This window comes from Vibrio sp. 10N.286.51.E5 (genome assembly GCF_041469125.1).
GTDB lineage: Bacteria > Pseudomonadota > Gammaproteobacteria > Enterobacterales > Vibrionaceae > Vibrio > Vibrio crassostreae_C.
In genome coordinates this window covers 57,212-75,821 of sequence record NZ_JBFRJZ010000012.1, presented here as the reverse complement: position 1 = coordinate 75,821, position 18,610 = coordinate 57,212, and the positions used below count along the sequence as shown (strand labels likewise).

Here is an 18,610-nt window from a genome sequence, read left to right as displayed (position 1 = left end):
AGATGGTGTTTTACTTTTCAGTAATCGGCATCGCAATAAAGAATTGCGTGCCCTGGTGGTGGAATTGGTAGACACAAGGGATTTAAAATCCCTCGACGTTCGCGTTGTGCCGGTTCAAGTCCGGCCCGGGGCACCATCTATTTGATTATTACCTCGCTTGGTATTAATCAAAAGAGTTGTTCTCTTAAAACACTATTGAAGGCGCCTTGGCAGAGTGGCTATGCAGCGGATTGCAAATCCGTGGACCTCGGTTCGACTCCGGGAGGCGCCTCCACTATTCAAAGTTGAAAGGCCAGCAGAAATGCTGGCCTTTTTGCTATCTGAAATTCTAAACCCTCATGCTATGTTCAAACTTCCACGTATGCTCTCTAATCAGTAGCACCACTAGGAACAAGCTATATCAGATCACTTTTGTGCCGGTCTTTTCCTTATGTAAACCTATCATTTGCTAAACAACCAACAGCATCTGTTAACCAATTGCGCCGTTTGTGAGTGGAATGAGTGGGGAATGGAAAAGGGCGACTGTCTTTTGCGTCATTAAATTCTTCATATTTATACATAGTTGCTCATGATCCTGTAACGCTTTCATGAGTTATTACACTTATTATGACCACAAATGAAAATGATTGTCATTTGCTTGTGTTACTGCTAACCTATTGTGAAACTTTACAACATCTTATCTACTACACGAAAGTGTATATAAAACCCCGCTAAACCTTATTAAACCTACGGTTATTCGTTTGCTTCGTATGATAAATCAGCAGATCTACCTCTTTTGTCCTACCCCTTTAGGGTAGTTCTATTTCGTAATTGATTTACATCATATTTTCATTTTCTTTCATAATTCATTATTCGCTCAGTTAAGAAATATATAACCTTCAGGAATTCTTATGAGCAAGATGAAGCTAGTCGTAATCGGTAACGGGATGGTCGGCCATCGCTATATCGAAGATTTAGTCGAGAAGACAGACGTTGCTAACATGGACATCACAGTCTTCTGTGAAGAGCCTCGCGTAGCCTATGATCGTGTACACCTTTCTTCTTACTTTTCACACCATACTGCGGACGAACTTTCTTTAGTTAAAGAAGGCTTCTACGAGAAACACGGCATCAACATGCTGATCGGTGAGCGTGCTATTAACGTTAACCGTGAAAAGAAAACAGTTTACTCAAGTACTGGTCGTGAAATTCAATACGACAAGCTAATCCTTGCTACAGGTTCATACCCATTCGTTCCGCCAATCAAAGGTAACGAAGGTAAAGACTGTTTCGTTTACCGCACAATCGAAGACTTGAAAGCTATCGAAGCAACCGCTAAGAATTCTAAATCTGGTGTGGTTGTTGGTGGTGGTTTGCTTGGTCTTGAAGCTGCAGGCGCACTAAAAGCTCTTGGTGTAACCACGCACGTTGTTGAGTTTGCTCCAAAGCTAATGGCTGAGCAGCTTGACCAAGCGGGTGGTAACCAACTTCGTCAAAAAATCGAACGTATGGGCGTTAACGTACATACAAGTAAGAACACGCTTGAGATTGCTCCTGAAGGCACTGAAGCTCGTAACGTAATGCGCTTTGCAGACGGTACAGAGCTAGAAACTGATTTCATCGTATTCTCTGCTGGTATTCGCCCACAAGACAAACTTGCTCGTCAAATGGGGCTGGGTATTGCACCACGTGGCGGTATCGAGATTAATGATCACTGTCAAACGACAGACAAAGACATCTACGCAATCGGTGAGTGTGCGTCTTGGAACCAAACGTTCTACGGCCTAGTGGCTCCTGGTTACAAAATGGCAACGGTAGCGGTTGACCACGTTGTTGGTAACGAAAGCACATTTGAAGGTGCTGACATGTCTGCGAAGCTTAAGCTTTTGGGCGTGAAAGTAGGCTCTATCGGCGATGCGAACGGTCGTACTCCTGGCTGTAAGAGCTACGTTTACCAAAACGAAGAACAAGAAGTTTACAAGCGTCTAATCGTTTCTGAAGACAACAAGAAGCTGCTTGGTGCAGTAATGGTTGGCGACACGTCTGACTACGGTGATCTTCTACAGCTTATGCTGAACGAAATCGACCTACCAGAACACCCAGATGCATTGATTCTTCCTGCTCATGCTGGTGCTGAAAAGCCAACACTTGGCGCGGATTCTCTTCCTGAGTCTGCTGTTATCTGTTCTTGTTTCGATGTGACTAAAGGCAAGATCGCTCAAGCGGTTGCTGAAGGTCACCACACAATCGGTGATATCAAAGCAGTAACAGGCGCAGGTACTGGTTGTGGTGGTTGTATTCCACTAGTGACTTCAGTACTAAACGCTGAACTTGCTAAAGCTGGTGTTGAAGTGAAGAACGACGTGTGTGAGCACTTTGCATACTCTCGCCAAGAGCTTTTCCACCTAATTCGCATCGAAGAAATCAAAACGTTCGATGAGCTATTAGAGAAATACGGTAAAGGCTACGGCTGTGAAGTATGTAAGCCTCTAGCAGGTTCTATCCTTGCTTCTTGCTGGGGTGAACACATCCTTAAGCCTGAATTAGTGAAGCTGCACGATACCAACGACAACTTCCTAGGTAACATGCAAAAAGACGGTACTTACTCTGTAATCCCTCGTATGGCGGGTGGTGAAGTAACACCTCAAGCACTAAGCGTTCTTGCTGATGTTGCTGCTGAATACAACTTGTACACCAAGATCACAGGTGCACAACGTATCGGCCTATTTGGTGCTCAGAAAGATGACTTACCAGCAATCTGGAAGAAGTTAATCGCTGCAGGTTACGAAACGGGTCAAGCTTACGCAAAAGCACTTCGTATGGCGAAAACATGTGTAGGTTCTACTTGGTGTCGTTACGGCGTTCAAGATTCAGTTGGCCTAGGCGTGATGATCGAGAACCGTTACAAAGGCATCCGTACTCCTCATAAGATGAAGTTTGGTGTGTCTGGCTGTACTCGTGAGTGTGCTGAAGCTCAAGGTAAAGATTTAGGTATTATTGCGACTGACGCAGGTTGGAACATGTATGTATGTGGTAACGGTGGTATGAAACCTCGTCACGCAGACTTACTGGCAAGCGACCTAGACCAAGAAACGCTAATCAAGTACATCGACCGTTTCATGATGTTCTACATCCGCACGGCTGCGCCACTACAACGTACTTCGGTATGGATGGACAACCTAGAAGGTGGTGTTGATTACCTACGTGAAGTGATTGTAGATAACAAGCTTGGTATCAATGACCAACTTGAAACTGACATTGCTGGCCTAGTTGATAACTTCGCTTGTGAATGGACAGATACAATCAACGACGAAGCTCAACTTAAGCGCTTTGCACACTTCATCAATGCTGATGACCGCGATGATAACGTTGTGTTTGTTGAAGATGGTCGTGAACAACACCGTCCTGCGACATTCACTGAGAAACACCCTGAAGCCATTACTTCAAAGCATCAGGGCGACATCATTCACGTAGAATCTGTTTAAGGGGAGACGACATCATGGCATTTACCAAAGTTTGTAAGATCGAAGACATTATCCCAGGTACAGGTGTTTGTGCGTTGGTTGGTGGTGAGCAAGTAGCTGTATTCCGTCCAACGAAAGCTGAAGAAGTATTCGCGATTAGCAACACAGACCCTTACTTCCAGTCAAACGTGTTATCACGTGGCTTGATTGTTGAGCACAAAGAAGAGCTTTGGGTAGCAAGCCCACTTAAGAAGCAACGCTTTAACCTAGCAACAGGTGTGTGCATGGAAGACGAGAACTTCAACGTGAAAGCGTACAAAGCTCGTGTTGCCAAAGGCGCTGTAGAAATCTCTGCTTAATCTTCGGATGAGTAAGATTTGATAGTTCAAGGGTTCTAGTTCTCGATATTGCCTTAACTCGGCAACTAGAGCCTTTTCCTATCCAATTTTAACTTTTAATTTAAACTTTTTAAGGACAACCTTATGTCTCCTGATTACAAACCAGCTGAATTCGTTCAAACGATGATTGATGTGGGTGAAGCGAAAACGAAAACAAGTACTCGCGATCTTCTGATTCGAAGCACTATGGCTGGTATCATCCTTTCTCTAGCGGTTGTTGTTGCTATTACAGCAATGGTTCAAACCGGTATTGGCCTTGTTGGCGCACTTGTGTTCCCAGTTGGCTTCGTCATTCTAAGTGTAATGGGTTATGACCTAGTAACTGGCGTATTCGGCCTTGCACCTTTAGCGAAATTCGACAACCGCCCAGGTATTACTTGGGGTCGTATCCTACGTTGTTGGGGTATTGTTGGTCTTGGTAACCTTATCGGTTCTTTGATTGTTGCTTTCCTTGTTGCAGTATCACTAACGGGTAACTTCTCTTTAGAACCAAACGCTGTTGCTCAAAAGTTCATTGCTGTTTCTACAGGTCGTAGCCTAGGTTTTGAAAACATGGGTATGGACGGATGGATCACGTGTTTCGTACGCGGTATCTTCTGTAACCTTATGGTATGTCTAGGTGTGATTGGCAACATGACTGCACGCACAGTATCTGGCCGTGTAGCAATGATGTGGTTCCCAATCTTCATCTTCTTCGCACTCGTATTTGAGCACACAGTAGTAAACATGTTCCTATTCCCACTGGGTATGATTCTTGGCGCTGACTTCGGTATTGCGACATGGTTGAACTTCAACCTTATCCCAACAATCCTAGGTAACATCGTTGGTGGTCTATTAATGACGTGTGTTCCTCTATACCTAACTCACGCTAAAACTGCGCCTTCTCTAGGTGCTAAGTAATCCTCAGTAGGGTGAAACGTAATTTAGTATGAGATTAAGAGCCCCAACAACATGTTTGGGGCTTTTTTAGTTCGAAAGCCCTTATATCATTGCGCAAATTACTCGCAATAGACTGTTTTGTTATAATTACTTCTATCTTCGTTAGTATTTAGACTGAATATTTATATCAACACCTGATAGTCTAAGGGTTAAGGATTTGGATAAGTCATCATGAATACAGTGACTTATCACATAGATTTAAGCTTGAGATAAAACAAGCAAACCTTCGGAGCGCAGCATGTCAGAAGTATCGTCATCGAATGTTAAAGAAGTAAAAAAAGGATTTGTTTCATTGGTAGGTGCAGGTCCGGGCGACCCAGACTTACTTACGCTAAAAGCCGCACGAGTGATTCAACAAGCAGACGTGTTGGTTTATGACCGCTTGGTATCAAAAGATATTTTGGCGATGGCTAATCCAGAAGCAGAAATGCTGTATGTGGGCAAAAAGCTTGATCATCACTGTGTACCGCAAGATCAGATCAACCAACTATTAGTGACCAAAGCGCAAGAGAACAAGCACGTAGTACGCCTAAAAGGTGGTGACTCGTTTATCTTTGGCCGTGGTGGTGAAGAGTGTGAAACGCTAGCTGAGAATGACGTGAGATTTGAAGTGATTCCGGGCATCACAGCTGCTGCCGGAGCAACGGCTTATGCGGGCATTCCGTTGACGCACCGTGATCATGCACAAAGCGTGCAGTTTATTACAGGTCACTTGAAGAAAGATGGCGAAGATATTGACTGGCAATCTCTTGCTCAGCACAACCATACCATCGTGTTTTACATGGGCTTGAAAGAGAGTCCGAACATTCAGAAGAATCTACTCGATAATGGTATGCGAGCTGACATGCCAGTTGCGATCATCGAAAACGGTACACGCCAAGAACAAAAGGTGTTTAGAGGTGGGTTACGTGATTTAGCTGACCTTGCGAGCGTCGCAAAGAGCCCAGCGCTGATTGTTGTAGGCAGCGTGGCTCAGCTCCATGAAAAACTTGCTTGGTTTAACAAACAAGCTTGATCGTTTGACCTTCTAATTGGATCTCTAAGCCACTACTGAGTCCATCAAGAATCAAATACTGCAGCGGCTGCCTTGTCGCTGCATTTCTTGTTGGCGCATCGGCATTTCGTCAATGATATTGGTGATCTGTTTCCAATCTGTTTTGCCACTCCATCGGTGCTTCTCTTTCCCGTCTTTACCAATCAAAACAGCGGTATGTGATCCTTTCGGGATCTCGTAAATACTGGTGACTGCTTCTAAGTTAAACTCTTCTTCTAACCAAGTTGGGACTGTGTAACCACTCTCAGCAATAACCATAATGACGACATCCCGTTCGTCCAATTGACAGTTATTGAGCAACACTTCATTCAGAAACTCTTTAACGATTGAATCTTCCTTTGGAGCGAAATAAATCACACTGCGGTGTGGCAAAGGCTTTGAGTGAGAATAAGCGGGGTAGGCGAGTACTGAATTGATGGTTAAGCTCATGATTATTAACGTGCTGATGGTCAGTAGTTTAAGCAAACTAAACCAGCTACCAGAGTTTGATGGTTGATTTAAAGTTTGCATCGCTTTGGTTGTGTCGATGCTTACGATCGAATTGTGTGTTTGTCGGTGCAGCATTGCCAACCTCCCTTTAAAAACTCTAAGCCTGAGTACGATTTGAACGCTACGTAAAGAAGAAGGTGAAGATCAGAACCACCTAAGAAACGCTCAAAACAAATCCACTTACAATAAGCATAGTTAGGATTACGTAAAGACACTTAGCTTTACGCTAAAGATATTAGATTTACGTTAACGATAGCTGGCAGGTTCATTTTTATTGAGTAAAGCGACTCGCATTTTACAATTGAATAGAATAGGGTATACGGAAAATCTAAAGGTATGAATTTATGGAAAACATAGCAATTTTGGTCGACGTTCAGAACGTTTACTACACGACGCGCGACAAATACCGTTCTAACTTCGACTATAACCAGTTTTGGTATGTTGCCACGGAAGGGCGTAACGTTATTGCAGCTAATGCTTACGCAATCTCAAGCCAAGATCCAAAGCAGCGTCAATTTCATCATATCCTTCGTGGTGTGGGCTTTAATGTGAAGTTAAAGCCGTTTATTCAGCGTCGAGATGGCAGTGCAAAAGGCGATTGGGATGTGGGTATTGCGTTAGACGCGATAGAACTTGCTGAGACGGTTGATACGATTGTTTTGGTATCAGGAGACGGTGATTTCGAAATCCTTGTAGAGCGAATCAAAGAGCGCTTTGGCAAGCCTGTTGAAGTGTATGGTGTTCCCGGGTTAACTGCTCAAAATCTTATCGATTCGGCATCAAAATTTGTACCGATTGAAAAAGATTTTCTTCTATAGAGGAAATCGGGCACTTTATAATTGAAATCAATAATAACGATAATTAGAATGCAAACAGTTCTTATTTATCGGTATGTGTAATGTCTCGCGTTTTAATTGTTGATGATGATATTCAGTTGTGTGAATTACTGGGTGAAGTGTTAGAAAATGAGGGGTATCACGTTGATACTGTTCATTGCGGTGAATCCGCGCTTGAGTTTATTCAATCTCACCCTGTCGATTTGGTTCTACTCGATGTAATGCTTCCGAACCTAAGCGGCATTCAAGTAGCAAGACGTATTTGTCAGCGTTTTGCTACTCCCATTCTTATGCTAACCGCGCTTAACGACGATGCCTCAATGCTCGATGGCTACCAAGCAGGCGCCGACCAGTACATCGCTAAACCTTTCAATGTTCCTGAACTCTTAACCCGTATTAAGGTGATCTTGCGCCGAGTGGGTTTTGAACGCCAAAGACAATCTTTAGCTTCCTCTAATCACGGCTTGTGTGAACAACTTTCTCGTTTGCCATTAACTGGCACTGAAAAAGACTTGCTTGATTATTTGGTCAAAAATGACGGTATTGTCGTCTCAAAATCTGATCTGCAAATCCATGTACTCAAGAAAGAATTGTGTCCCTTCGATCGTAATTTAGATATGCATATCAGCAATATACGTAGAAAGCTCGTTCAGGCAGGTTTGTCTAAACAACATATAAAAACCGTTCGTGGTAAAGGTTACAGTTACCTAGAGTCGGTCGGAGCATGAGTAAAAAACTGCTGCGTTGCCCTGATTTTATTGCTAAGCGTAAAGACGGACTCACTTTCCAACTGTTCAGTTACCTGACCGTCATTTTGGTGAGTATTTTGATTCTGCAAGGTGTCGCAGAAAGAGCCTTGATGAAAGCGCTGCTTAAAGTGCCAGAATCGGTTAAAGCGGAGATGCTCGACCTTGCTTACCAAGCGAATGTGTTGATTGAAGAAGGGGACATGGATGAACTCGCGGACTGGGGTAATGCTCAGCAGTATTATCTGTTCGTCATCGACAAAGACAATCGTCCGATCACGCATCGTCACATGCACCCACATTTTGAATTTAAGCTCAAATACTTAAGAACGTTAGATCACCAACTTAGTGATCGTGTGAGTAAGCCGATCTTCGGCCTACCACTGGATAACGGTAAAACACTGGTTATCCAACTACCGCACCAGTTTCATCCCGCAAAATCTTTTGCGCCATATTCCTATATGCTTAAAGCATTGATTGCATTGGTCGTATTGTCTCTGTTCTCGATTATCATGGCCAAAAGCCTTCAGCAACCGTTGGATAGATTGAGAGAAGCGAGCCGCAGACTGGCTCAAGGTGACTTCACGGTCAGTGTGGTGTCGGAGTTGAACTCCACCACGCGTGAATTCAACGAGCTTGCACACGATTTTGATTATATGACCTTTGAGATTAAATCTCTGGCTGAAAAGCAACGTTGTTTGATTCGTGATGTCTCACACGAGTTAAGAACACCATTAGCAAGGCAAAACCTCGCACTACACCTGCTGCGCAGCAAGGTTGATGATAAAAGCATTGGTTTGCTAGAACGAATGGAAAATGAAACAGAAGAGATGAATAAGCTGGTGGGTGAGATACTTGAATTTAGCCGCTTAGAAACCTCTCGCTATGACTCCAAGTTAAGTTTAATGCACCTTGAGCACTATTGTTCAATGTTGATCGCGCAGATGCAAAACGATTTAAAACCGAATCAAACTTTGATTGGTTCCCTAGAGACGCCGATATCAATGGTGAACGTTGATGAGAGGCTACTGCTTCGAGTCATTGGTAACTTGGTCGGGAATGCCATTAAATACGCGGGTGAGAACGCTCATGTGGTCGTGACGACATACGAACAGGTAATGGATAGACGTTACAGTGTAATATCTGTAGAAGATGACGGTGACGGTATTCCTGATAACAAGATTGCAGGTATATTCGACCCGTTTACTCGTATTGAATCAGCAAGAGACAAACGGTCTGGTGGCTACGGTCTGGGCCTTGCGATTGTTAAAGAAGCGATGGGTGTGATGAATGGACATGTAACTGCTGAGAATAGAGAAGGTGGGGGGCTGAGAGTGAACTTGATGTTCCCAATCGGTGATTAGCTTTCCCTATTGATAATTACCTTAAATTGATAACTGTCCCAACTCAGTAGTACTGACTTAAGCGATACCCAATAAAAACGCCACTGCATCTGCAGTGGCGTTTTTCTTTATGCGCTTTGGTATGGGCTAGGCGTAGCCATTAATTACGCCTGAGCTTGAAGACAAGAGCATAAGATAAGCGAGACTATGCCTGTTGGCGAGCTAGCTTAACTTCTTCTTCTTTCTCACCTGCTGCTGGGTCGTTGAAGCGAGACTCGTCTAGAGCGCCTTCAGACTTAGCAACGATGATAGATACGGCACTATCACCTGTGATGTTTACAGCGGTACGAATCATATCAAGAAGGCGGTCAACACCCATGATTAGAGCAATACCTTCAAGCGGCAGGCCAACTTGGTTCAATACCATCGCTAGCATAACAAGACCAACACCAGGGACACCTGCAGTACCAACAGACGCTAGTGTCGCCGTTAGGATAACCATTAGGTAATCACCCATTGAAAGGTCGATGTTGTACGCTTGCGCGATAAACGCCGTCGCAACACCTTGCATGATTGCAGTGCCGTCCATGTTCACAGTTGCACCTAGTGGTACTGTGAAAGAAGCGACTTTGTTGTCTACGCCCATACGGTTCTTAGCCGTTTCCATAGTTACTGGAATTGTTGCGTTCGAAGATGCTGTTGAGAATGCAAACATGATTGCATCTTCCATCTTACGTAGGAACGTAATCGGACTAAGACCTGTGAATCCTTTAAGCATCGCACTGTAAGTCACCAAGCCATGCAACAGCAGGGTACCAGCAAGCACTAAGAAGTATTCTGCTAGGTTCCAAATTGCACCTAAGCCAAGGCCAGAGAACAGTTTCGCCATCAAGAAGAATACGCCGTAAGGAGCAAGGTTCATTAGTAGCGCAACTAGCTTCATGATCACTTCGTTTAGATCAGAGAAAACTGCAGCGATACGTTCACCGGGTTTGCCCGCTGCACTGATTGCGATACCAAACAACACTGCAAATACGATAACTTGTAACGTTTTGCCCTCAGCCATCGCCTGAATAGGGTTGGTTGGGAACATGTCGATGATTACTTGGCCCAGAGAAGGGGCATCCGCTGATTTGAAAGAGCTCGCAGCAGTAAGATCCGCACCAGCTCCAGGTTGGAACAGGTTACCGATAGTTAATGCTAGAGTGATGGCAACGGCAGTAGTACCGATATAAAGTGCAAGCGTTTTGCCACCCATACGGCCAAGAGTTGATAAGTCTTTAAGAGAACTTGTACCGCACACTAGTGAAACGAAGACTAGAGGCACAACAAGCATTTTTAAACTGGCGACAAAGATTTGTCCGCCCACTTCAAAGAGTCCGTTAACGATGTAGTTGTTAACAAATCCGTTGTCTGCAAAAAGGGATTGAATGGCGAATCCCGTTAATATACCTACGACCATACCGAGGATTACTCGACCAGTCAGAGACATAGGTTTCTTGGTATTCATTTAGAACACTCCTTATTATTTATAACTTTGATACCTTTTCAAAGTGAGCAGGAGATTAGCAGTCGGATAATCAATTCGAAAAACAAAAAATGAGTTTGGAATTATAGATGTGATCAAAATCACTGATAATTGTGTAAATTAAACAAATAAAAACAAAATAATTCACTATTAATTTACATCTATCGAGGGTTTTATACATAAATTTGTCGTTTCAAAGGTAGTAAATAAGAAGAGATGATTTTCTTATCAATCTTCACGTCTTCAATTGACTGAACAAATACCGTTGTTTCAAAAAATTCGGTGAAGATAACCAGTCGATTTACGTCCATGAGCCTTAACTATTTGTATTGAATGGTTTTGTTGAACTCCTCAAATATGACTCACCGACAGGCCTTTACAAAACTTTACGAATGCAAAGAATGTAAATTTAATGCAAATGGTAATAGTTATCACTTATATTCACTCCCGAAATAATTCAGTGGTACCGGCAACGGTTCAGCGAACACATCGAATAAATAACAAAGTGTTCGTCTAAAAGAATAAAAGCGGAGTAAAGGACATGTTTTCAAAGAGCCCATTGGCTTTAGTGATCGGCGCAGTATTAGCTTCACCAGCAGTATTGGCAGAAACAGTAAAAACAGACGAGCATATGGTTGTTGAAGGTCGTGACTACGGTTATAAAGCCGACACGAACACAACAGCAATGCGCATGGAGGCGACTCAATTAGAGACTCCGGGACAAGTTTTAGTAATCGATGAGCAAATCATCGATGAACAGCGTGCAACAACGCTTGGTGACGTGCTTAAGAATGACGCGAGTGTAAGTGCTGGCGGTACAAGCCGTAACCGTGAACGTTTCTCTCTACGTGGTTTCTCGGTAGAAAGCTCTTCGGGCTTCCTTAAAAATGGCCAGCAACATTGGTCTCACTACCGTCAACCAATCGAACTGCTAGAGCGTGTTGAAGTACTAAAAGGACCTTCTGGTCTTCTTTACGGTATTTCTGCACCAGGTGGTTTGATCAACATGGTAAGCAAAAAGCCAACTTACGATACGCAAGTAAGTGTTAGCCAAGATATTGGTTCTAATGACCATTCTCGTACAACGGTAGACGTAAGTGGCGCTTTGAACGACGCTGAAACTCTACGTGGTCGCGCGATTCTATCTAAAGAAAGCTACGGCTCTTGGAGAACTTATGGTGACGGAACTGAACCACAAACAGAACGTTTTGTTGGTGGTGTATTCGTTGATTACGATGTAACTGAAGACGTGACAGTTTCTGTTCATTACGACAAAACTAACGACGAAGGTAGCGTAGATTCTGGCGCTTTATACACGCTAGACGGCAACCGAGTAGGTAGCGACAAGCACATCTGGGATGCACAGTGGTCACAGATCGAGAATGATGTTGAGAACGTTGGTTTTGATATTGCTGCTAACCTGACTGATACATGGTCATTAAAAACAGGTTTCAACTACCAAGATTTCGAACGTATTGATATGGAAAGCTACCCAAGCTTTTCAAATATGAATCCTGATGGTACGGGCACCGTGACTCAAGGCGGTAACTACCGTCATGATAAATGGCGTTTCAGAACGGCTTACGTTGATCTAACAACAACCGCTGATCTTGCGGGCACAGAGCACCAACTATTATTCGGTGCTAACTGGTTAGGCTACAGCTATTACCGTGGTATGGATCGCTTCAGCAGCGCTGAATACGCACCAGATGCAACAGTACCAGCGCCGTCAGTGGGTCCAACATCGCTAGGTAAGATGAGTACTTACGATACTTGGGGCTTCTACATCCAAGATTTGATTACTATTAATGATGAATGGCAAGTTCTTGCGGGTGCTCGTTTCGACCGTAAAGTAAGTGATGGCGTAGCAGAAGAAAATGTAGCGCCTAAGCTTGGCCTGATTTACCACCCAGCATCAAACGGTAGTATCTACGCTTCTTACTCTGAAAGTTTCGAACCACAAGGTGTTGTGTCTAGCGGAAGCCGCAACTACACCAACGATGGCGAACTTCTTGACGCAGCAACGGGCGTGTCTTACGAAGTCGGTACTAAGTGGGAACTGATGGACGAACGTCTATTCGTTTCTGGTGCGGTATTCGATATTACCCAAGAAAACATTTCAATGGATGTAGAAGACACTTCATCAGGCGATTGGACGAAGACACAAGGTGGCGAACAAGTTCACCGTGGTGCTGAGCTAGCCGCACAAGGCTTTATTTCAGAGCGCTTCTCAATGTCTGGTTCTGCAATGTACTTAGATGCTGAAATCACGAACCATGAAACATATGAAGGTAACCGTCCAGTAGACGTACCTGAGTTTGCAGCAAGCGTTTGGTCTACCTATGCAGCAACAAACGAAGTTGATGTGAACCTGGGTCTTATCTACGAAGGTTCTCGTTACGGCGATAGCGCGAACACACTCAAGAAAGACGGCTACGCACGTGTAGATATGGGTGCTGCATACACGCTTAAGTACGACGATTCTCTTGATTTCGTAGCGCGTCTAACAGTCGAGAACGTATTTGATAAAGAATACCTAGCGGGTGGCGGTTCAACATCTTCAAACCACCAATTTGCTGAAGACGTAGTAATCGGCGAAGGCCGTAACTACATGGCGACTTTACAGGTAAAATACTAATTTGTTAGTAGGGTACTATTGTTAGCCTAAATACTAAGGGGAAAGTTTCGGCTTTCTCCTTTCGTGATTCTGCTATTCAGTAAAATATCCCTAGTAATGCGAGTGACTTTTAATGATAATGAGAGTGCTTATCAATAATAGTATTTATCAATAAAATGTATTTGACCTTCTTCTATAGTAAATGACTACAATTATGAATCTTTTAAAAACTAGCCTAGCGCTTGCCATCAGTTTGGTTGCAACGTCTTCTATGGCAAACAGCTTGGATCAAGCTCAATCAATTCAAAACAAGACCAATAACGCGTCGGCTTCGAGCCAAAAGGTTATTGATAAAAGCTCACAAGCGACTTTAATGCTGCAAGCTGAGATTGAGCGTCTGCAAGAAGAAGTTAAAAACCTAGAAATCTATCACGATCACCTTGCTGCATTAGTTGAGAGCCAAAACCAAGAAGCTCAAAGCATTGAAGAGCAAATCGAAGAAATCAAATACACACGCCAAGGTGTTGTGCCATTGATGTATCAAATGATCGATGGTCTTGAACAGTTGGTAGAGAAAGACGTGCCGATTAAGAAAGAACAGCGTCTAGAAAGAGTAGAAAAGCTACAAGCAATGATGACTCGTGCTGATGTGAGTGATGCTGAGAAGTATCGTCGTATCCTAGAGGCATACCAAATCGAGATGGACTACGGCATTAAGTTGGGTGTTTACCAAGGTCGTGTCGCATTGGCGAGTGATAAAACAATCGAGGCAGATGTTCTGCACTTAGGTCGTATCTCTTTAGTTGCTCGTAACCTAAATGGCAGCCAATACTGGGCTTGGAATCAAACAGAAGCTCAATGGCAAGAACTTGATTCTTCTATGAAGTCTGAGCTAGATAAAGCGTACGATATTGCTGGCCAACAAGCTGCCCCAAGCTTGATTACTTTACCTGTTTCTTTAACTGTTGCGGAGGTTAAGTAATGAACTTAAAGCCATTAGCAGCATTGCTTTGCATTACATCACTTTCATTTTCAGCTTTCTCTGCATCAGATACGACGGCTCAGCTAGTTAATAAAGCAAAATCAGAGAGTCGAACTCAAACTTCTCACAACGTAGTGCGTGAAGCTGATTTCAAAAAGACAGAACAAGAACTGAAAGCGATCAAAGCTCAGCTTGAAGCGAAGCGTACGTCTATCCAAGGTGCGACAGATGTTCTGACTCAAACGTTCAGTGATAACGAAAACAAGCTTGCTCGCTTAGAAGAGAAGCTGCGTTTAGAAACCGGTAGCTTAGGCGAGCTGTTCGGTGTCGTTCGTCAAAACGCAAAAGAACTCGGCGCAGAGCTTAGCTCAACCGTGAATAGTGTTGATCGTGCTGAACACACTGCAACTGTTGATCAAATCATTGATGCTAAATCACTGCCTTCAATGCCACAGCTGACCGGTTTGTGGATGAGCATGGTTGAACAGATCCAAGCGAGTTCTGAGCTTAGCAAATCTCAAATTGCATTCATTAATGGTGAAGGCAATACAAACAAGGTTGACGCTTACCGACTAGGTTCGATTGGTCTTGTGACAGAGCAAGGCTATGTTAGCTGGAACACTCAGCGTGAAGATGCGATCGCTTACCTTAAGCAACCACAAAATGGTCCAACGTTAGCGTCACTTTCTTCGTTAGCGAATGGTGAAGTATCTAACGTGGTTGTCGATCCTTCTCGCGGGTTTATGCTAGAGCAATTAGCACTTACGCCAAGTTTAACTGACCGTCTACAAGCGGGTGGTGTGGTTGGTAAAGTGATTCTTGGCCTACTAGCTATTGGTCTAATCATCGCATTAGTTCGTGGTGTCTCTCTTGCTATCGCACGCCAGAAAATTCGCGCGCAACTTAAGAACCCTGAGCAAGCGGGTGATAACCCACTAGGTCGTGTTCTTGCGATGTACAACAAGGAACAAAACCAAACGGTTGAAGCGTTAGAGTTGCGACTTTTAGAAGCGGTAGTTGATGAGCAGACTCACCTAGAGAAAGGTCTATCGATGCTTAAGCTATTGGCGGCATTAGCACCAATGTTGGGCCTTTTAGGTACAGTAACCGGCATGATCGAAACATTCCAAGTGATCACTCAGTTTGGTAATGGCGACCCTAAAGTTATGGCGGGTGGTATCTCGATGGCGCTTGTAACTACGGTACTTGGTCTGGTTGCGGCAATGCCTCTTCTACTGGCACACAACATTCTTAGCACTCAAGCAGAAAACATTCGCAATATTCTTGAGAAGCAAGGTATTGGTCTTGTTGCTGAGCAGGCTGAAAAGACCGTTGAATCAAACGCTGTTGTTTCACCAGTTGGGACTGCTGCGTAATGGATATTTTGTCGGGTTCTCTATTACCAGCGAGTTGGTTAACGAGTGACTGGCTGCTGTCTTTATCAAGCTTTATGGAGCAGGGCGGTTTCGTCCTGTGGTGGCTAGCGGCTGTCGTCCTAGTGTATTGGGTGCTTGTGGTAGAACGTGTGCTTTATCTTGCGTTCTACTTTCCTAAGCAACGCCAAGCTTGGATAGCGAAATGGCATGAAAGAGAAGATCACTCTTCTTGGCATGCCAAAGCCATTCGTGAAGGTTGGTTAGGGCAAGCGAGTATCTTGCTTAACCAAAACTTGAATTTTATTAAGCTGTTAGTCGCTATTTGCCCGATGTTGGGCTTGCTAGGCACTGTAACCGGTATGATCTCTGTTTTTGATGTTATGGCGACACAAGGCAGCAGTGACCCTAAATTGATGGCTTCAGGTATCTCGTTAGCAACACTGCCAACCATGGCAGGCATGGTTGCAGCGTTAGCGGGCATGTTCGTTCACGCTCGCTTAGCGAAAGTATGTAACCGCTTAGAATTGAAATTAGAAAAATCTTTAAGGAGTCAACGATGAGACTCGGTCGACGTCATTCTAAAAACGAAGAGGCTCAAATAGACCTTACTTCGATGCTTGATATTGTCTTTATCATGCTTATTTTCTTTATTGTGACCAGTTCATTTGTTCGTGAGTCAGGGGTGGAAGTCAATCGCCCACAAGCTTCTAACGTAGTAAGCCAAAAGGATGCAGGCATCTTTGTTGCGATTACTTCTGCAAACGACATTTTCATCGACAAGCGTGTCGTAGATGTTGAACGTGTCCAAGCGACGTTAGAGCACTTGTTGCTAGAACAACCTGATGCTTCTTTGGTTATTCAAGCGGATGAACACGCTTACAACGGTACTGTTGTTAAAGTGATGGATGCCGCGAAAGGTGCAGGTGTTAAAAACATTGCGCTTGCTGCTGATAAGCGATGATCTTGGAGGATCTTCATAAATGATTCGCCTATTTCTTGCTTTACCGCTAGCGGGCGCGTTGGGCTTAGCGCTGTTTTCTTTCATGGCTTGGATGGTCGATAATGGCCACCAACGTTCACCAGACGATAGCGAGACGTTAAGTTTCAACATGGTAATGGTGGAACAAGAACAAGAAGTTCAAAGAAGACAACGTGCAGTCCCTGAAAAACCAGAAATGCCAGAACCGCCACCGGAAGCGCAAACGTCTCAGTCACAAGCTGAAGTTACGCCTCTGAATTCGATGTCTTCTTTGCCTTCATTGGATTTGAACACATCCATTGATGGCTTAGCGATTAACGCACCGACATTCTCTGATTTTGGGTCAAACCAACAAGCAATGCCTTTGTATCGAGTAGAGCCTAGTTATCCAGCGAAAGCGCTTAAGCGTGGAGCTGAAGGCCATGTGATTATGTCTTTTACTATCGATGAAACGGGACGTCCAATTGACATTCAAGTCACTGACGCAAACCCACGTCGTATGTTTGAACGTGAAGCGATGAGAGCACTTAAAAAATGGAAATATCAACCGAAAGTCGTCGATGGAAAAGCGATAGCTCAGGTTGGTCAAACCGTGAAACTAGAGTTTAAGTTGGCAAAATGATGAAACATATATGGATATTAGTGGGCTTGTTGTTAATGCCCCTTACAACACAGGCACAAGAGCTAACCCAATATACTGCTATTCGTGTTCAAAAGGCGCATAAGCTTGCTCAAGATGAACAGGTTAAACAGGCCATTGACGTACTAGCAGGTTTAGAGCTTTCTAAGGGCTACGACAAAGCGTACGTAGCTCGTATGCTAGGTGTTTTTTACTGGCAAGATGGCAAAACTGACGCGGCGATTAAGCAGCTCACTTATGCCGTCGATACGAATTTGTTAGTCGATGAGCAAGCTTGGATAACGAAGCGTATGCTGGCTGATTTGTTGTTGAACGATCAGCAGTTTAAAAACGCGCTTCCGCACTACTACGAGTTAGTGAAAACAGCGCCTGAAAAGGAAAAGAAAGACACGCTTTGGATGCGAATTGCACAAGCTGAATATCAAATTGAAAACTGGTCAAAAGTACTGGTGGCCATTGGTAATCACGACAAGTTCAATTCAAAACAAGAGCTATCACCTTTATCGCTAAAATTGGGTGCTCAGCTACAGTTAAAGCAGTGGAAACAGTCTATTCCGACACTGGAAAGCCTCATTGAACTTCAACCAGAGAAAGATAACTGGTGGCGTCAACTTGTTGGTATTCAGCTAAGATTAGAACGTAATCGTGATGCATTGAACACGCTAGCGTTGGCTGATCTACAAGGTGTTGAGTTGAAAAACTCAGACCGTAGATTACTGGCTCAGCTTTATGCTAAACGAGGCATTCCAGAGAGAGCAGCACAAGAGATCGCTAAGTTAGATGATGCGAACAACGATGTTCAACTTCTGGCTGAACAAGCAACCTACTGGCAGCTAGCGAAAGAATGGGACAATGCGATTGAAGTGTGGACGTTAGCGTCTAAAAAAGACACTCAGTATCATTGGAATGTGGCTCAGCTATTGGTTCAGCAAGGTTACTACGACCGAGCTCTGGTTGTTTTAGATAAAGTGAAAGACAAGAACAAGCAAGCCGATGTCGCTTTAGCGAAAGTACGTTCATGGTATAAGCTAAAGAATCTTGATAATGCTCTTGCTCAAGCGAAACGTGCCAACAACATTGAACCTTCTTCTGAAGCAAAAGGATGGATTAAATATCTGACTCAGCTAAGAACAGTGAGTGATAACGGTAACGTCTAACCTCTGATAGCAATACAGAAGACAAGAGAAAGTAACAAATAGAAAAGGGTGTCATTTGATGGTTCAAGTGACACCCTTTTTGA

Annotated in this window: 16 protein-coding genes and 2 tRNA genes; 16 read left to right on the top strand and 2 right to left on the bottom strand. The window is 43.8% G+C overall.

Annotation, left to right across the window (positions count from 1 at the left end; genetic code table 11):
• Window positions 1-49: 49 nt before the first annotated feature.
• The 6 genes from AB4161_RS04185 (at window position 50) to cobA (ending at window position 5,795) form a co-directional block, all read left to right on the top strand.
• A tRNA-Leu gene (locus AB4161_RS04185) sits at window positions 50-136 on the top strand.
• 64 nt (window positions 137-200) lie between these two features.
• Window positions 201-274 (top strand) — tRNA-Cys (locus tag AB4161_RS04180).
• A gap of 616 nt (window positions 275-890) precedes the next feature.
• Entirely contained in the window at window positions 891-3,464 is a 2,574-nt protein-coding gene (gene nirB / locus AB4161_RS04175) for a nitrite reductase large subunit NirB (protein WP_017062560.1), read from the top strand.
• 14 nt (window positions 3,465-3,478) lie between these two features.
• Complete coding sequence (gene nirD / locus AB4161_RS04170; protein ID WP_017069123.1) at window positions 3,479-3,802, top strand: nitrite reductase small subunit NirD; 324 nt, start codon at window positions 3,479-3,481, stop codon at window positions 3,800-3,802.
• Between the two features lie 123 nt (window positions 3,803-3,925).
• On the top strand, window positions 3,926-4,741 hold the full coding sequence (locus AB4161_RS04165) for a formate/nitrite transporter family protein (RefSeq protein WP_017062558.1): 816 nt from the start codon (window positions 3,926-3,928) through the stop codon (window positions 4,739-4,741).
• Between the two features lie 277 nt (window positions 4,742-5,018).
• Entirely contained in the window at window positions 5,019-5,795 is a 777-nt protein-coding gene (gene cobA / locus AB4161_RS04160) for a uroporphyrinogen-III C-methyltransferase (RefSeq protein WP_136979551.1), read from the top strand.
• 51 nt (window positions 5,796-5,846) lie between these two features.
• Here the strand turns inward: cobA and AB4161_RS04155 are convergent, their stop codons facing one another.
• Window positions 5,847-6,344 carry a DUF4174 domain-containing protein gene (locus tag AB4161_RS04155; RefSeq protein WP_372072954.1) on the bottom strand — a complete coding sequence of 166 codons (498 nt, stop codon included), beginning with the start codon at window positions 6,342-6,344 and terminating at the stop codon, window positions 5,847-5,849.
• A gap of 323 nt (window positions 6,345-6,667) precedes the next feature.
• On the opposite strand from AB4161_RS04155, the gene AB4161_RS04150 reads away from it, so the two are divergent.
• From AB4161_RS04150 to AB4161_RS04140, 3 genes are all read left to right on the top strand, one after another.
• On the top strand, window positions 6,668-7,141 hold the full coding sequence (locus AB4161_RS04150; RefSeq protein ID WP_010429860.1) for an NYN domain-containing protein: 474 nt from the start codon (window positions 6,668-6,670) through the stop codon (window positions 7,139-7,141).
• Window positions 7,142-7,221: 80 nt separating this feature from the next.
• Entirely contained in the window at window positions 7,222-7,887 is a 666-nt protein-coding gene (locus AB4161_RS04145) for a response regulator transcription factor (RefSeq protein WP_372082858.1), read from the top strand.
• Window positions 7,884-9,269, top strand: coding sequence for a sensor histidine kinase (locus AB4161_RS04140; RefSeq protein ID WP_017064547.1), 1,386 nt, complete (start codon window positions 7,884-7,886; stop codon window positions 9,267-9,269). Before AB4161_RS04145 ends, AB4161_RS04140 begins: the two co-directional genes overlap by 4 nt.
• A 184-nt stretch (window positions 9,270-9,453) precedes the next feature.
• Here AB4161_RS04140 and AB4161_RS04135 read toward each other — a convergent pair whose 3' ends face one another.
• Entirely contained in the window at window positions 9,454-10,758 is a 1,305-nt protein-coding gene (locus AB4161_RS04135) for a dicarboxylate/amino acid:cation symporter (RefSeq protein ID WP_017062553.1), read from the bottom strand.
• Between the two features lie 559 nt (window positions 10,759-11,317).
• Here AB4161_RS04135 and AB4161_RS04130 point away from each other — a divergent pair.
• From AB4161_RS04130 to AB4161_RS04100, 7 genes are all read left to right on the top strand, one after another.
• Complete coding sequence (locus AB4161_RS04130; RefSeq protein WP_372082857.1) at window positions 11,318-13,414, top strand: TonB-dependent siderophore receptor; 2,097 nt, start codon at window positions 11,318-11,320, stop codon at window positions 13,412-13,414.
• 193 nt (window positions 13,415-13,607) lie between these two features.
• Window positions 13,608-14,375 (top strand): DUF3450 domain-containing protein, encoded by a 768-nt coding sequence (locus AB4161_RS04125; RefSeq protein ID WP_372082856.1) that lies wholly within the window; start codon window positions 13,608-13,610, stop codon window positions 14,373-14,375.
• A complete protein-coding gene (locus AB4161_RS04120; protein ID WP_372082855.1) occupies window positions 14,375-15,751 on the top strand; it encodes a MotA/TolQ/ExbB proton channel family protein in 1,377 nt (458 codons plus the stop codon). The genes AB4161_RS04125 and AB4161_RS04120 overlap by 1 nt, the downstream gene beginning before the upstream one ends.
• On the top strand, window positions 15,751-16,311 hold the full coding sequence (locus AB4161_RS04115) for a MotA/TolQ/ExbB proton channel family protein (protein WP_010429842.1): 561 nt from the start codon (window positions 15,751-15,753) through the stop codon (window positions 16,309-16,311). Before AB4161_RS04120 ends, AB4161_RS04115 begins: the two co-directional genes overlap by 1 nt.
• Entirely contained in the window at window positions 16,308-16,712 is a 405-nt protein-coding gene (locus tag AB4161_RS04110) for a biopolymer transporter ExbD (RefSeq protein ID WP_004739212.1), read from the top strand. Before AB4161_RS04115 ends, AB4161_RS04110 begins: the two co-directional genes overlap by 4 nt.
• A 19-nt stretch (window positions 16,713-16,731) precedes the next feature.
• The gene (locus AB4161_RS04105) at window positions 16,732-17,352 is read left to right on the top strand and encodes an energy transducer TonB (protein WP_372082854.1); all 621 of its coding nucleotides are present in this window, start codon (window positions 16,732-16,734) and stop codon (window positions 17,350-17,352) included.
• Window positions 17,349-18,527 (top strand): tetratricopeptide repeat protein, encoded by a 1,179-nt coding sequence (locus tag AB4161_RS04100; RefSeq protein ID WP_372082853.1) that lies wholly within the window; start codon window positions 17,349-17,351, stop codon window positions 18,525-18,527. The genes AB4161_RS04105 and AB4161_RS04100 overlap by 4 nt, the downstream gene beginning before the upstream one ends.
• The last annotated feature ends 83 nt before the right edge of the window (window positions 18,528-18,610 follow it).